The sequence below is a fragment of the Micromonospora zhanjiangensis genome, assembly GCF_042650605.1.
Classification (GTDB): Bacteria; Actinomycetota; Actinomycetes; order Mycobacteriales; family Micromonosporaceae; genus Micromonospora_J; species Micromonospora_J zhanjiangensis.
Map to the genome: position 1 here is coordinate 132,918 of NZ_JBHSBN010000005.1, position 13,944 is coordinate 146,861.

Here is a 13,944-nt window from a genome sequence, read left to right on the forward strand (position 1 = left end):
TCAGCCGTCCCCGGCCAGCTGGGCGTAGCCGCGGCGGACGGCCACCTCGGCGGTGCCCGGCTCGAACGGCGCCCGCGGCACGAGTTCGTCCACCGGCGCGCCGTCGGCGTGCCCGTCGCGGATCAGCCAGGCCAACCTCGCCAACCGTTCGTGCTGGGCGGTCAGCTCCTCGGTGCCCAGCACCGCCCCGTGCCCGGGCACCACCGCGGTACGCGGCGTGACCAGCCGCGCCAACTCGGCCACGGTGTCCGGCCAGTCCACCGGATAGCCGTCCTCGAACGAGGGCGACGAGCCCTCCTCGACCAGGTCACCGGCCGCCAACACGTCGGCGTCCGGCACGTGCACCACCAGGTCGCCGGCGGTGTGTCCGCGGCCGAGGTGCAACAGCAGGACGTGCCGGTCGCCCAGGTCCACCGTGGCGCTCTGGTGCACCGTCCGGTCCGGCGGGACGATCGGCGTGCCGAGCAGGTCGGCCGCCAACGCGGGATCGGTCGGCAGGATCTCCTCGTACGCCTGCCGGCGCAGCCGCTCGGGCTGCTCGGCCAGCAGTCGGGCGGTCACCTCGTGCGCCCAGATCGGCCGGGGCGGGTCGGTGCCCAACACCGCGTTGCCGTAGCAGTGGTCGAAGTGGTGGTGGGTGTTGACCAGCACCAGCGGCGACGGGGTGACCTGCCGGACCGCGGCGGCCAGTTCGGTCGCCTGGGCCGTGCTGGACAGCGTGTCCACCAGCATCGCCTGCTCGGCGCCGACGATCAGCGTGACGTTGACGTCGAGGATCGGGTACCGCAGCACGAAGACGCGGTCGCCGATCTCGGTGAAGCCGTCACTCATGGGTGCCCGAGGCCCGTTCGACGAACCGGTGCCGGTCGACCAGCACCCGTTCGATCCGGCCCTCCGCCACGGTCGTCGTCCCCTCGGTGACCCGCACCTCGAACTCGAGCCGGTGGCCGTCCACCCGGACCAGCCGGGCCTGCGCGACCACGGTACGGCCGATCGGGGTGGGCGCCCGGTGGTCGAGTTCGACCCGCGACCCCACGGTGGTCGTTCCGGAGGGCAGGTCCCGTGCCGTCGCGGCGACCGTGGCCGCCTCGGCCAGGGCGAGCACCCGGGGCGTGCCGAGCACCGGTACGTCGCCCGAACCGACCGCCTGGGCGGTGTCCGAGTCGGTGACGGTCAGCTCCACCCGGGCGGTCAGCCCGGCGGTGAGGGTGCGCTCCCGCTGCTGCTGTTCCATCCGCACAGCCTAAGCGGTGCACCGCCCGTCGGCCGGGGGCTCGCCCCGGACGTACCGGGAATCCGGACCGGGCGTGGCCGGTCGGCCGACGGGTGGACGCCGCCCCGGGCGGAGCTTCCTTCGGTGCCGCCGTGCGGTCGGTCCTGGGGCGGGCCGGGGACGGTGCCCACGCGCGGCGTGGTCCGGGGTCGAGCGCATCAGCGGCCGTCGGCGGCGCGCGCGGCCCGGGCCCGGTCGGTCAGCTCGGCGGCCAGCGCCCAGGCCTCCCGGACGTCCCGGTGGTGGGCCACCGCGTCCCGGCCCCCCGCGGTGTCGGCGTGCACGGTGGCCAGGCCCAGTCGGCGCTGAGCCGGCCCCTGGACCACCCGGACGCTCTGGATCCGGGCCAGCGGCACCACGACCACCTGTCGGGTCAACAGCCCGTGCCGGACCGCGAAGACGGCGTCGGACACCCCGGCGCCGAGCACCTGCCGGGACAGCGGACGCAGCCAGCGGGCCCGCGGCGGCGGCGCGGTCAGCGGCAGGGCGAGCAGGTCCACCCCGGGCAACACCTCGGACACGATCGCCCGCGCGGTCGGCAGGCCGCCGACCGGCAGCAACCGGTCGGCCTGGTTGCGCTCGTCGTGCTCGCCGGGGGTGATCCCGGCGACGTCCAGCCGCAGCCGCAGCCAGCCCGGCATCCGCCACAGCAGCGGCCAGGTCGCGGCCACCGCCTGCACCCGGGGCAGGGGTACGGTCTGCGCCCGGGTCTCCAGCAGGCCGTGCCGGATTCGCAGCGTCGCGTCCAGCCGGTGCAGCCGGAAGTTCCAGTCGTCCAGCACCCGGCGGACCGGTTGCAGCAGGACGCCGGCCATGGCGGTCAGCGTGCTGGCGACCGCGATGAACGACCAGGAGCCCTCGGAGAGGAACTGCGCGATCACGAAGGCGACGCCGAGCGGCAGCAGGAACGCCTGTGGCGTGAGTAGCTGGCTGACCAGCAGGTCCCGGTTGGCGACCGCGTGCACCGGCCGGCCGGGCGCCGGCCCGGCACCCGGTACCCGGCGCCACGCCGGCCCCTCGACGCCGACCGGCGGCGGCCCAGCCGCGGCGGTCCCGGCGGGGCCCGGTGATCCATCGGTCGTCGGCGCCCCGGTGACCGGGCCGTCGCCCGGCCGGACGCCGCCGGGCGGTCCGCCCGGTCGGGCCGGGAGGCGGCTCGCCAGCCCGAGCAGCCGGTCCCGCAGCGCCACCGCCTCGGCCACCGACAGGTAGGCCAGCGGTGCCTCGGTGCGACCGCCGCCGACCACCTCCAGCCGCAGCTCGGCCAGGCCGGTGAGCTGCGCCAGCAGCGGCCGGACCACCTCCACCGCCTGCAACCGCTCCAGCGGGATGGCCCGGGTCCGGCGCCACAGCAGGCCCTCGTGGATCCGCAGTTCCCGACCCACCACGTGGTAGCCGGTGTTGTACCAGCTGACCACCGACAGCACGACCGCCCCGCACACCAGTACGGCGACCAACGCGGCGAACCAGCCCAGCCCCAGCCGGGACAGGGTCGACCAGGACAGCCCCGCGACGATCACGACCAGCGACTTGGCGCCGTGCAGCAGCGGGCTCAGCGGGTGCAACCGCCGACGGGGTTGCGCCGGCGGCTCGGTCACAGGCCCTCCGCGCGGTCTTCGCCGAGCGCGGTGAGCCGGTCGCGCAGCCGGGACGCCTCGGCGGGCCGCAGCCCCGGCACCCGGGCGTCGCTGGCCGCCGCGGCGGTGTGCAACTGCACGGTGGCCAGGTCGAAGGCGCGTTCCAGCGGGCCGGCGCTGACGTCGACGAACTGCATCCGGGCGTACGGCACGATGGACAACCGGCGGACCAGCAGGCCGTGCCGGACCAGCAGGTCGTGATCCCGCTCGGCGTAGCCCCAGGCCCGGACCGCCCGGACGATCACCCAGACCCGCCACCCGCCGAACAGCACACCCAGCCCGAGAACCAGGCCGAACAACCCGTAGCCGGTGAGCGCCCAGGCGACCCCCGCCCCGCCGAGCAGCACCAGCAGGACGCCGGCCAGCCGGAGCAGCTCCACCCAGATCAGGTCGGTGGAGACCGCCTGCCAGCGTACGGTCGCCGGCCACGGCTCCAGCGGGCTCGTCGGACCGTCCCCGGCAGTAGTCACGTGTCGAGCGTAGGCGATGGCGGGAACGGTTCCACCTCGCGTAGGAAGCCGCGCCCGGCGAGGAAGTCGCCCAACGTGGGCCGGTGGTCGGCACAGGCGAGCCAGGTCTTGCGCCGGTCCCGGTCGTGCAGGCGGGGATTGTTCCACCGCAGGGCCCAGACGGCCGAGGCCCGGCAGCCCTTGGCCGAACAGACGGCCTCGGTCAGCGGTGGGGGAGAGTGGGTCACGCCTGGAGAGTCTACGGCGGTGGGTCGGACGCCAGGCGCGGCGAAGTTTTTAGCGCCGGGCGGCCACGGGGGGAGCCGCCCGGCGACGGCTGAATCGTACACGCGGAAAACCCCCTTCTGTCTACCCGTGTCGGCCACCAGTTTGTGATCATGCCGGTCGGAGCCGTAAATCCGGTTCTCGCCGTACGCCCTCGGGACGGGACGTGCGAGGCTTGTACCGCAGCCGTTGACGACACCCCGCCGTGGAGGACAGGTGGCCCAGCCGACCACGCCCGACGCCCCGACACCGTCCGACGCCACGCCCACCCCGGGGCCGGCCGCCCCGGGCGGCGCCAGCACCCCGGCCCAGGACGCGACCCTGCTCGAACGCGCGCTGTTCGAGGTCAAGCGGGTGATCGTGGGCCAGGACCGGATGGTGGAGCGGATGTTCGTCGCCCTGCTGGCCCGGGGGCACTGCCTGCTGGAGGGCGTACCGGGGGTGGCCAAGACCCTCGCGGTGGAGACCATGGCCAAGGTGGTCGGTGGGACCTTCGCCCGGGTCCAGTTCACCCCGGACCTGGTGCCGGCGGACATCATGGGGACCCGGATCTACCGCCAGTCGAGTGAGAAATTCGACGTCGAACTCGGCCCGGTGTTCGTCAACTTCCTGCTCGCCGACGAGATCAACCGGGCGCCGGCCAAGGTCCAGTCGGCGCTGCTGGAGGTGATGGCGGAGCAGCAGGTCTCGATCGGCGGCCAGACCCACGAGGTGCCGCATCCGTTCCTGGTGATGGCCACCCAGAACCCGATCGAGCAGGAGGGCGTCTACCCGCTGCCCGAGGCGCAGCGGGACCGGTTCCTGATGAAGATCCTCGTCGGTTACCCCACCGACGCCGAGGAGCGCGAGATCGTCTACCGGATGGGGGTCACCCCGCCGGAGCCGGTGCCGGTGTTCAGCCCCAGCGAACTGATCGCCCTGCAGCGCAAGGCCGACCAGGTGTTCGTGCACAACGCCCTGGTCGACTACGCGGTCCGGCTGGTGCTGGCCACCCGCTCGCCGGCCGAGCACGGGATGCCCGACGTGGCGCAGTTGATCCAGTACGGCGCCAGCCCGCGCGCCTCGCTCGGCATCGTCCGGGCGACCCGGGCACTGGCCCTGCTGCGCGGCCGCGACTACGCCCTGCCGCAGGACGTGCAGGACATCGCCGGTGACATCCTGCGGCACCGGTTGGTGCTCAGCTACGACGCGCTCGCCGACAACGTGCCGGCCGACCACATCATCGGGCGGGTGCTGACGACCATCCCGCTGCCGTCCGTGGCGCCCCGGCAGAACGCCACACCCACCCCGTCGACCTCGCCCCAGCCGGGCAGCAACTGGCCCGGCCGGCTGCCGTGACCGCACCGGCGGCCGGCACCGGTGCCGGTGGGTTCACCGGCGCCCTGGACGCGTCCGCCGCCGGCACCGGGGCCACCGCGGCCCGCGCCGAGGCCGTGCTGTCCCGGCTGCAACTGCTGGTCACCCGCAAGCTCGACGGCCTGCTGCAGGGCGACTACGTGGGCCTGCTACCCGGTCCGGGCAGCGAGGCGGGCGAGTCCCGGGAGTACCGTCCCGGCGACGACGTGCGGCGGATGGACTGGCCGGTGACCGCCCGTACCACCACGCCGCACGTCCGGCGCACCGTCGCCGACCGGGAGTTGGAGACCTGGTTGGCGGTGGACCTGTCGGCCAGTCTCGACTTCGGCACCGGCCGTTGGCTCAAGCGGGACCTGGTGGTCGCCGCGGTGGCGGCGGTCGCCCACCTGACCGTGCGCGGCGGCAACCGGATCGGTGCCGTGGTGGGCACCGGCACCGGGACCACCGCCGGCCCCACCGCCGGACGGTCCCGGTTCGGCCGCCGCGCCCGTACGGCGGCCGGGCCCGAACCCACGCCGGGAGCCGTCCGGCGCCTGCCCGCCCGATCGGGACGCAAGGAGGCGCACGGGCTGCTGCGGGCGGTGGCCGGCACCGAGATCCGACCGGGCCGCAGCGACCTCGGCGCGCTGGTGGACATGCTCAACCGACCGCCGCGCCGGCGTGGCGTCGCCGTAGTGATCTCCGACTTCCTGGCGCCCCCGCAGCAGTGGGGCCGGCCGCTGCGCAAACTGGCCGTCCGGCACGACGTGCTGGCGATCGAGGTGGTCGACCCGGTGGAGCTGGAACTGCCCGACGCCGGGGTGCTCGAACTGGTCGACCCGGAGACCGGTGGCCTGCACGAGGTGCAGACCGCCGACCCGCGGCTGCGCCGCCGGTACGCCGAAGCCGCCGCCGCCGGCCGGGCGGCGATCGACGCCGAACTGCGCGCCGCCGGGGCGGCGCACCTGCGCCTACGTACCGATTCCGACTGGCTGCTCGACATCGTGCGTTTCGTGGCCGCCCAGCGGCACGCGCGCACCAGGGGGACCACGAGATGATCCGTTTCCTGCAACCGTGGTGGCTGCTCGCCCTGCTGCCGGTGCTCGCCCTCGCCGCGGCGTACGTGTGGCGGCAGCTGCACCGCCGGGCGTACGCGGTGCGGTTCACCAACGTCGACCTGCTGCGCACCCTGGCGCCCAAGGGTCTGGGCTGGCGGCGGCATGCCGCCGCCGGCGCGTTGCTGCTGGCCCTGCTGGTCCTGGCCACCGGGCTGGCCCGGCCCTCGGTGGACACCAAGGAGCCGCTGGAACGGGCGACGGTGATGCTGGCCATCGACGTCTCGCTGTCGATGGAGGCCAATGACGTCGCGCCGACCCGGCTGCAGGCGGCGCAGGAGGCGGCGAAGCAGTTCGTCGCGGAACTACCGCCGACGTTCAACCTCGGGCTGGTGGCGTTCGCCAAGTCGGCGAACGTGCTGGTGCCGCCGGGCAAGGACCGCGGCGCGGTGACCGCCGCCATCGACGGGCTGGTGCTGGCCGAGGCGACCGCGACCGGTGAGGCGGTGTTCACCTGCCTGGAGGCGATCCGCTCGGTCCCGGCCGACGGCGCCCAGGGCATCCCGCCGGCCCGGATCGTGCTGCTGTCCGACGGCTACCGGACCTCGGGACGCTCGGTCGAGGAGGCGGCCGCCGCGTCGGCGGCGGCGAACGTACCGGTCTCCACGATCGCGTTCGGGACCGACTCGGGACAGGTCGACATCGGCGGGCAGACCCAGCGGGTGCCGGTGGACCGGGCCGCCCTGGCCCAACTGGCCGAGACCACCCAGGGGTTCTTCTACGAGGCGGCCTCGGTGACCGAGCTCAAACAGGTCTACCAGGACATGGGCAGCTCGATCGGGTTCCGCACCGAACCCCGGGAGGTGACCCAGTGGTACGCCGGGATCGCGCTGCTGCTGGCCCTCTGCGCGGCCGGGATGAGTCTGCTGTGGACGTCCCGGCTGCCCTGACCGGCGGCGCGTCGCGCGTCCGCCGGCCTCGGCTGCGCGTGGGTCAGTGGGTTGTCCCGCTGACCAGCACGAACAGGTAGACGACCCAGACGGCGGCGAGGGTGAAGCCCACGGGGGCGACGTAGCGGCTCATAGCGGCTCTCCGGTGGTGACAGGCACTCGATGATCGGGACGAGGGTGCTGGAGAGAGTCGCAGCCGGGCGCACGCCGCCGCGCGACCCCGCGTGGTCAGCCCGGAACGGGCGTCGAGGATCCGGCGCGGGTGGTGCGGGGGCGTGGGAAGCTGGGTCGGCTCAGGCTGAGTCGGTGCTCAGCGGAGCGGACCGAAGGCCCGGCTACGACTGGGAGGATCGCTATCTCGCACAGCGATCACCTCCACTGGTCGGCCGGACGGAATGGAACCGGAGGCGATGTTACACCGCGTCGCGGTGGCCCGCCCGATAGGCCGACCGGTTCGAGTTGGCCGATCCGAACGGCCGACAGCGTCCGTACCGCGGCCATGACCGGCAGCCGGACCGGTGGGTGACGGAGCGGTCCGGCGCCGGCGGACGATCGCCGACCCGGCCAGCGTGATGATCGTCACGGTCGACCCGCCGTCCGCAGTGGACCGTCGATGGGCGGACGCCGTGGCCAGCCGCCCGATCCGGACCTCCGGCACCCGTCGGATCCAGTCGTCCGGGGCCAGCGCGGCCCAGACCCGGGCTCCGGTGCCCAACCGGTCCATCCGGTCGGCACCCATGCCCGGCGCTCCGAGCGCCACCAGGTCGGTGACCTGTGGGCCCAAGGCGGGCGCGGCGAGCCCGACGACGAGCGCGCCGTAGCTGTGCCCGATGACGGTGACCCGGGCCGCCGGCCGCCCGGCGGTCAGGCCGGCCAGGAACGCGACCAGCGCCCGCGCGCCGGCCCTGGCCCGGTCGTCCCGGGCCACCGTCAGGCCCAGGCCCTCGGGCGGGTCGTAGCCGAGCCAGGCCAGCACCGCGACCCGGGCGGTCGGTGCGGCGCTACGCAGGGCGTCGTACACGACCCGGGCCTGCACCGCCGGTGCCCGGCGGGCGACGCCGCCCAGCCCACCGTGGAGCCGTTGTCCGCCCCCTACGGCGGGGTTACTCGCCGGCGGCCACCAGACCCGACTCGTACGCCACCACGACGGCCTGGGCGCGGTCGCGCAGGCCGAGCTTGCCGAGGATCCGTCCGACGTGGGTCTTCACGGTCTGCTCGGCGACGAACAGCTCGGTGGCGATCTCGGTGTTGGACCGGCCCCGGGCGATCAGCCGCAGCACCTCGGTCTCCCGGGCGGTGAGCGCCGCCAGCGAGGTGGGCCGGGGGCGGTCCCGACCGGGCCGGGCGGCGAACTCGGCGATCAGCCGCCGGGTCACGGCGGGTGCCAGCAGCGCGTCCCCGGCGGCGACCACCCGTACCGCGTGCACCAGGTCGGCGGCGGGGGCGTCCTTGAGCAGGAAGCCGCTGGCCCCGGCGCGCAGCGCCTCGTAGACGTGGTCGTCGAGGTCGAACGTGGTGAGGATGAGCACCCGGGGCCGGTCCGCGCCGGGCCGGTCGCCGACCAGTTGCCGGGTCGCCGCCAGGCCGTCCAACACCGGCATCCGGACGTCCATCAGCACCACGTCCGGGTCCAGCCGGCGGGCGGCGGCGACCGCCTCGGCGCCGTTCGCGGCGTCGCCGAGCACCAGCATGTCGTCCTGGGCTGCCAGCAGCGCGCCGAAACCCTGGCGCACCATGGCCTGGTCGTCCGCGATCAACAACGTGATCATGCGGGGGGGTTCCTCCTCCGGGTGGTGGTAGGGCAGCCGGGCGGTGACGGTGAACCGGCCGTCGGCCGGTCCGGCGGTGAACCCGCCGCCGAGCAGGGTGGCCCGCTCGCGCATCCCGATCAGCCCGTGTCCGGCCGGCCGGCCCGGATCGGGCGGCCCACCGAGCGGGTTGTCGACGTGCAGGTCCAGGTCGCGCCGGCCGACCCGGACGGCGACCCGCACCGGCTTGCCGGGGGCGTGCCGGGCCGCGTTGGCCAGCGCCTCCTGGACGATCCGGTACGCCGCCAGCCCGACCGCGTCGCCCGGCCCGGTGGTGCCGGCGTCGTCCCCCGGCCCGGCGGCTCCGGCGTCCGGGCCGGTTCCGGCGTCCGACGCGGTTCCGGAGTCCGGGCCGGGGTGCCGGGCGACGGTCAGTTCGACGGTCATCCCGGCCCGCCGGGCGCCGTCGACCAGGTCGGTCAGGTCGGCCAGGCCGGGCTGCGGCGCCGTCCGAGGCTCGGCGGACTCGCTGCGCAGCACGCCCAGCAGCCGGCGCATGTCGGTCAGCGCGTGCCGGGCCGATCCGGCGATCGCCCCGAACTCGGTCCGGGCGTCCTCCGGCAGCCCGGTGAGCCGGTACGGGGCGGTCTCGGCCTGCACGGCGATCATCGACATGTGGTGGGCCACCACGTCGTGCATCTCCCGGGCGATCCGGGTGCGTTCCTCCAGCACCGCCCGGCGGGCCTTCTCCAGCTCGCTGAGTTCGGTCTGCGCCACCAGTGCGCTGCGGGACAGCCGGTTGCGCCGGATCAGGTGGCCGAGCGCCAGCAGCACGGCCAGCAACAGCAGCACGCCAGTGATGTTGTTGCCGTTGACGAAGACCAGCACCGGCGCCGCGCTGATCAGGCCCACCCAGACCAGCACGCCCCGGTCGGCGCGCAGCGCCGTCACGGCCAGCACGAGCGGCGCGAGGAGCACCAGCGGCGGACTCCACGGCCACGGCGCCCGCGGGTCGGCGTTGAAGGTGCACAGCAGCAGCGCGACGACGGTCAGCCGCCAGGCCAGCAGCGGACGCCACGGCAGCGCCACCAGCGGGGCGACGGTGAGGGCGCTCAGCAGCCAGGCCGAGCCGATCGGCAGCGGCCAACGGTGCGGGTCGGTCAGGTACGCGACGTTGATCGCGAACAACCCGGCCAGGACCAGCACGCCGACTGGGCCGGCGTACCGGACGACCCGGTGGCTCCGGGGGCGGATCGCCGGGATGTCCGGGCCGATCAGCGTGCGGCGCAGGGCGCGCAGCGCGTCCGCGGGTTTGATGTCCACCATCCGGAGGGTACGGCCCGACCGCCCGTCCGGTCGTGCCGCACGGGAGTGACGTCGCACGTCGTACCGTTACCTCTCAGTGCACTGTGGTGAGCGCACGGTTGGTAGTCCCGCCTTGCGTTGGGACGGTCCCGGTCTTGTCGGCGGTTGCCGTGCCGGGTTCACGCTTCACAGCCACCTGCCCGCGTAGGCGGGTCTTCTGGTCGGCTCCACGTGCTGCCACCGGACCACTCCCGGCGGTGTCGAACTCGGCCGCCAGGGCGGCCAGGTTACGTGCGGCGTTGTAGTCCCGGTCGATGACCAGGCCGCACACCTCACACGCGTATTCACGCTCGCGCAGGGCGAGTTTGGTTTTCACCGCACCACAGCCCGAGCAGGTCTTCGAGGACGGATACCAGCGGTCGGCCACGATCAACCGGCCACCGTTCCACCCGGTCTTGTATCCCAACTGCCGGCGGATCTCGGCGAACCCCGCATCAGCGATGTGCCGGGCCAACCGCCGATTCCGCAGCATGCCCGCGACGTTGAGGTCTTCCACCACGACCGTGCCGTACTCGCGGGTGAGCCGGGTGGTGAGTTTGTGCAGACCGTCGCGGCGCAGGTTCGCCACCCGGGCGTGCGCCCGGCCGAGGCGGGCGGACGCGCGCTGCCACCGCCGCGACGGCTGCCGTCCGGTGCGCCGGTCCGGGCCGGTCTTGCGTGACAGTGCCCGGTTCAGCCGCCGTAGCTGCTGCCGGGCGGCGGTCAGGTGGCGTGGGTTGTCGATCAGTTCGCCGGTGGACAGCACCGCGAGGTGTCGGATCCCGACGTCCACCCCGACCACACCGTCCGGCCGGGCCGGGGCCCGGTCGGGGCGGTCGACCTCGACGGTGAACGCCACCTGCCACCGACCACTGTCCCGACGAACGGTCGCGGACATGACCCGCGCGGTGCCGGCCTCCAGGCGGCGGGCGAGCTTACGGGCCGACTCGTGCAACTTCAACCGACCCAACCGAGGCAACACCACATGCTTCCGATCCCGCTCGACCCGGATCGTCCCGGTGGTGAACCGCACCGACGGGACTGTGCGGTGCTTCACCTTGAACCGCGGAAACCCCACCCGCCGACCGGCCCGCCTACCGACCCGCGAGTCCGACCAGTTCCCGAGTGCGCGGGCCAGGGCGTCCAGGCCGGTGTTGAACGCCTCCTTGGAACACTCCTTCCACCACGGCGCAACCTCGGCCTTCGCCGCGTTCCACGCCCTGCGCAACGCCGGCAATGACCACCCGATCGTCGGAGTAAGCAGTTCCTCGGGGACGCCGTAGGAGCGTTCAGCCGCCCGCTGGTCCAACTCCGCCTTCACTCGCGCCAACGCCCAGTTGTACGCGAACCGGGCAGCCCCGGCATGCGCCAGGACGGCACGCTCCTGAGCCGGGGACAGATCAAGCGCGAACCGGTACGCCTGCACCACCCGCACACCCACCACCCCCAGCGATCACGATCAGTATCGGGCAGGTGTACGACACTCCCGCCGGCACACCCGCGCCGCTGACACCAAAACGAACCACCGAACACCAAAGCTCACTCAAACGACAGCAGTTGACACCCGTTACCTTTTTGATCGTCCCCACCGCGGACTGCTCGATCGCTCGGTCCGGTATGACTTATCGCCCCTGTCGCACGCATGATCTGGGGGTGTTGTCTCCGGGCCGCGTGGCGTCGGCGGACCGCTGATAGGGACCCGGCCACCCTCGGGTAGGTCTCTCCGTAACGTGGCTGCCGCAGTCCAACGCTCTGACCAGCGGCCGAGCCCATTTAGACCGTTGGAGAGGCGAGGCGTGGACAACGAGTACGGCGTTTTCCTGGGCCTGTATGTCGGCAAGACCGACCATCATGCGGTCGCGTTGGGCCCGGCAGGCAAGCGGCTGCACGACGCGGCACTCCGAACACCGAGGCCGGGTTGCAGAAACTGTTCGCCAAACTCGGCCGGCACGGCCGGATTCTGGCCGTGGTCGACCAACCTGCCTCAATCGGCGCACTGCCCGTCGCGGTCGCTCGTGCCTGCGGGCATCAGATCGCCTACCTGCCCGGCCTGGTGATGCGCCAGCTGGCTGATCTGCAATCCGGCACGGCCAAAACCGACGCCCGTGACGCCTACGTGATCGCCGACGCCGCCCACACTCTGCGCCGCGTCGACACCGGCGACGACACCCTCGCCGAGCTGGAGATGATGGTCGGCTACAACGACGACCTTGCCGGCGAGGTCACCGCATCAGCAACCGCATCCGCGGCCTGCTCACCCAGATCCATCCACCGCTGGAACCCGTCCTGGGCCCGAAAGTGCAGCACCCAGCCGTGCTGGAGGCATTGTCGCGGTGCGGTGGGCCGGCCGGGCTGCGCAAGACCGGCGGGTCGAAACTCGCCCAGATCGTCAGACCCCGAGCTCCACGCATGGGTGACCGTCTGGTCGAGCAGGTCTTTACCGCCCTGGACACCCAGACGGTGGTAGTTCCCGGCAGCACTGCGGCCGAGACCATCCTCCCGAGGCTGGCCGACAGCTTGCGTGAGCTGTTGAAGCAGCGTGACCAGGCCCTGGTCGACCCACTCAGCCGGGCCTACTACGACCGCAACCGCGCTGAGGGCAAGAAACACAGTGCCGCCCTTATCTGCCTCGCCCGCCGCCGCGTCGACGTCCTCCATGCCATGCTCCGCGCCCAAACCCTCTACCAGCACAAACCGGCAGAAGAGCTCGCACTGGCTGCTTGACCGACCCGAGAGGCAACGACTACTCAGGCTCACTCACCGCGGAACCGGCCTCCGGCGGGTCCCCGCACACCGGGCAGTCGTATTCATCGACCGATTTCATCTTGACCGGGTGTCCGCAGAAGTCGCAGGGACGCATGTCTTCGTTCTCCAAGACTCCCGTCGCCGGATCGACTTCCATGCCTGCCAGAGTGCCAGACGGGCCATCTCACCAGCGACAGCCCTTTGACCAAACCCACAGGGACACCACCCCCCGGGTTCGTCGTTACCTGCCGGTAGCGCCTAATCTCCAACCGCAGTGTCCGCACCCGCCGAGCCGGCCGGGTGGTACGTCGAAGAGGGGGACCCGTGGCCCGTACTGTGCTGGTGACCGGCGGTAATCGTGGCATCGGGCTGGCCATCGCGCAGGCCTTCGCCAAGCAGGGCGACCGGGTGGCGGTGACCCACCGGAGCAGCGGCGCGCCGGACGGGCTGTTCGGCGTGCGGTGCGACATCACCGACTCGGCCGCCGTGGACGCCGCGTTCGACGCGGTCGAGGCGGAGTTCGGGCCGGTCGAGGTGCTGGTGGCCAACGCCGGCATCACCGACGACACGCTGTTGCTGCGGATGTCCGAGGAGCAGTTCACCTCCGTGGTCGACACCAACCTCACCGGCGCGTTCCGGTGCGCCAAGCGCGCGTCGGGCAAGATGCTCCGGGCCCGCTGGGGGCGAATGATCTTCGTCTCGTCGGTGGTCGGCCTGCTGGGCGGCGCCGGCCAGGTCAACTACGCGGCCAGCAAGGCCGGTCTGGTCGGGGTGGCCCGGTCGATCACCCGCGAGTTGGGCAGCCGGAACATCACCGCCAACGTGGTCGCGCCCGGCTTCATCGAGACCGACATGACCGCGAACCTGACCGACAGCCTCAAGGCGGAGTACAAGAAGTCCATCCCGGCCGGTCGGTTCGCCGAGCCGGAGGAGGTGGCGAACGTGGTCACCTGGCTGGCCAGCGACGCCGCCGGCTACGTCTCGGGCGCCGTCATCCCGGTCGACGGCGGCCTGGGCATGGGCCACTGACACCCGGCCCCCGCGGCCCGGGTCACTGACACCCGGCACCGCCCGCGGCCGGCCCGGCCGCCGACGGAACCGGTCATCTCGCGAGTACGGAGGA

12 protein-coding genes and 2 pseudogenes are annotated in these 13,944 nt (G+C 73.2%); 5 read left to right on the forward strand and 9 right to left on the reverse strand.

Translation table 11 applies throughout. The features are described 5' to 3' along the window. From ACFOX0_RS09845 to ACFOX0_RS09865, 5 genes are all read right to left on the reverse strand, one after another. The gene (locus ACFOX0_RS09845) at positions 1-831 is read right to left on the reverse strand and encodes an MBL fold metallo-hydrolase (RefSeq protein WP_377543826.1); all 831 of its coding nucleotides are present in this window, start codon (positions 829-831) and stop codon (positions 1-3) included. Then, a complete protein-coding gene (locus ACFOX0_RS09850; protein ID WP_377543829.1) occupies positions 824-1,234 on the reverse strand; it encodes a thioesterase family protein in 411 nt (136 codons plus the stop codon). The genes ACFOX0_RS09845 and ACFOX0_RS09850 overlap by 8 nt, the downstream gene beginning before the upstream one ends. Before the next feature lie 197 nt (positions 1,235-1,431). Further along, positions 1,432-2,871: a PH domain-containing protein gene (locus ACFOX0_RS09855; RefSeq protein ID WP_377543831.1), complete on the reverse strand. Its 1,440-nt coding sequence runs from the start codon at positions 2,869-2,871 to the stop codon at positions 1,432-1,434. Continuing rightward, positions 2,868-3,380 (reverse strand): PH domain-containing protein, encoded by a 513-nt coding sequence (locus ACFOX0_RS09860; protein WP_377543834.1) that lies wholly within the window; start codon positions 3,378-3,380, stop codon positions 2,868-2,870. Before ACFOX0_RS09860 ends, ACFOX0_RS09855 begins: the two co-directional genes overlap by 4 nt. Next, a complete protein-coding gene (locus ACFOX0_RS09865) occupies positions 3,377-3,607 on the reverse strand; it encodes a hypothetical protein (RefSeq protein ID WP_377543837.1) in 231 nt (76 codons plus the stop codon). Before ACFOX0_RS09865 ends, ACFOX0_RS09860 begins: the two co-directional genes overlap by 4 nt. Positions 3,608-3,860: 253 nt before the next feature. On the opposite strand from ACFOX0_RS09865, the gene ACFOX0_RS09870 reads away from it, so the two are divergent. Genes ACFOX0_RS09870 through ACFOX0_RS09880 form a run of 3 tightly spaced genes read left to right on the forward strand, consistent with a single transcriptional unit; the run spans position 3,861 to position 6,984 of the window. Further along, entirely contained in the window at positions 3,861-4,982 is a 1,122-nt protein-coding gene (locus ACFOX0_RS09870) for an AAA family ATPase (RefSeq protein ID WP_377543840.1), read from the forward strand. Positions 4,983-5,026: 44 nt separating this feature from the next. Beyond that, positions 5,027-6,037 (forward strand): DUF58 domain-containing protein, encoded by a 1,011-nt coding sequence (locus tag ACFOX0_RS09875; RefSeq protein ID WP_377544240.1) that lies wholly within the window; start codon positions 5,027-5,029, stop codon positions 6,035-6,037. Further along, on the forward strand, positions 6,034-6,984 hold the full coding sequence (locus ACFOX0_RS09880; RefSeq protein ID WP_377543842.1) for a VWA domain-containing protein: 951 nt from the start codon (positions 6,034-6,036) through the stop codon (positions 6,982-6,984). The genes ACFOX0_RS09875 and ACFOX0_RS09880 overlap by 4 nt, the downstream gene beginning before the upstream one ends. 310 nt (positions 6,985-7,294) lie before the next feature. On the opposite strand, the gene ACFOX0_RS09885 is transcribed toward ACFOX0_RS09880, so the two are convergent. The 4 genes and pseudogenes from ACFOX0_RS09885 to tnpB form a co-directional block, all read right to left on the reverse strand. Further along, positions 7,295-8,020, reverse strand: coding sequence for an alpha/beta hydrolase (locus ACFOX0_RS09885; protein WP_377543844.1), 726 nt, complete (start codon positions 8,018-8,020; stop codon positions 7,295-7,297). A 67-nt stretch (positions 8,021-8,087) separates the two neighbouring features. Further along, on the reverse strand, positions 8,088-8,753 hold the full coding sequence (locus tag ACFOX0_RS09890) for a response regulator (RefSeq protein WP_377544241.1): 666 nt from the start codon (positions 8,751-8,753) through the stop codon (positions 8,088-8,090). Positions 8,754-9,269: 516 nt separating this feature from the next. Next, positions 9,270-10,058 (reverse strand): annotated as a pseudogene (locus ACFOX0_RS09895) (sensor histidine kinase); the annotation flags it as partial. A 73-nt stretch (positions 10,059-10,131) separates the two neighbouring features. Next, positions 10,132-11,511 carry an IS607 family element RNA-guided endonuclease TnpB gene (gene tnpB, locus ACFOX0_RS09900; RefSeq protein WP_377543846.1) on the reverse strand — a complete coding sequence of 460 codons (1,380 nt, stop codon included), beginning with the start codon at positions 11,509-11,511 and terminating at the stop codon, positions 10,132-10,134. Positions 11,512-11,872: 361 nt separating this feature from the next. On the opposite strand from tnpB, the pseudogene ACFOX0_RS09905 reads away from it, so the two are divergent. Both ACFOX0_RS09905 and fabG read left to right on the forward strand, forming a co-directional pair. Continuing rightward, positions 11,873-12,800, forward strand: a pseudogene (locus ACFOX0_RS09905) (IS110 family transposase). A 345-nt stretch (positions 12,801-13,145) separates the two neighbouring features. Next, the gene (gene fabG, locus ACFOX0_RS09910; protein ID WP_377543848.1) at positions 13,146-13,850 is read left to right on the forward strand and encodes a 3-oxoacyl-ACP reductase FabG; all 705 of its coding nucleotides are present in this window, start codon (positions 13,146-13,148) and stop codon (positions 13,848-13,850) included. Positions 13,851-13,944 lie beyond the last annotated feature (94 nt).

Excerpts from the sequence above, each read along its gene's own strand:
- ACFOX0_RS09845 (WP_377543826.1), bottom strand. The coding sequence starts at position 831 with ATGAGTGACGGCTTCACCGAGATCGGCGACCGCGTCTTCGTGCTGCGG.
- ACFOX0_RS09850 (WP_377543829.1), bottom strand. The coding sequence starts at position 1,234 with ATGGAACAGCAGCAGCGGGAGCGCACCCTCACCGCCGGGCTGACCGCC.
- ACFOX0_RS09880 (WP_377543842.1), top strand. The coding sequence starts at position 6,034 with ATGATCCGTTTCCTGCAACCGTGGTGGCTGCTCGCCCTGCTGCCGGTG.
- ACFOX0_RS09890 (WP_377544241.1), bottom strand. The coding sequence starts at position 8,753 with ATGATCACGTTGTTGATCGCGGACGACCAGGCCATGGTGCGCCAGGGT.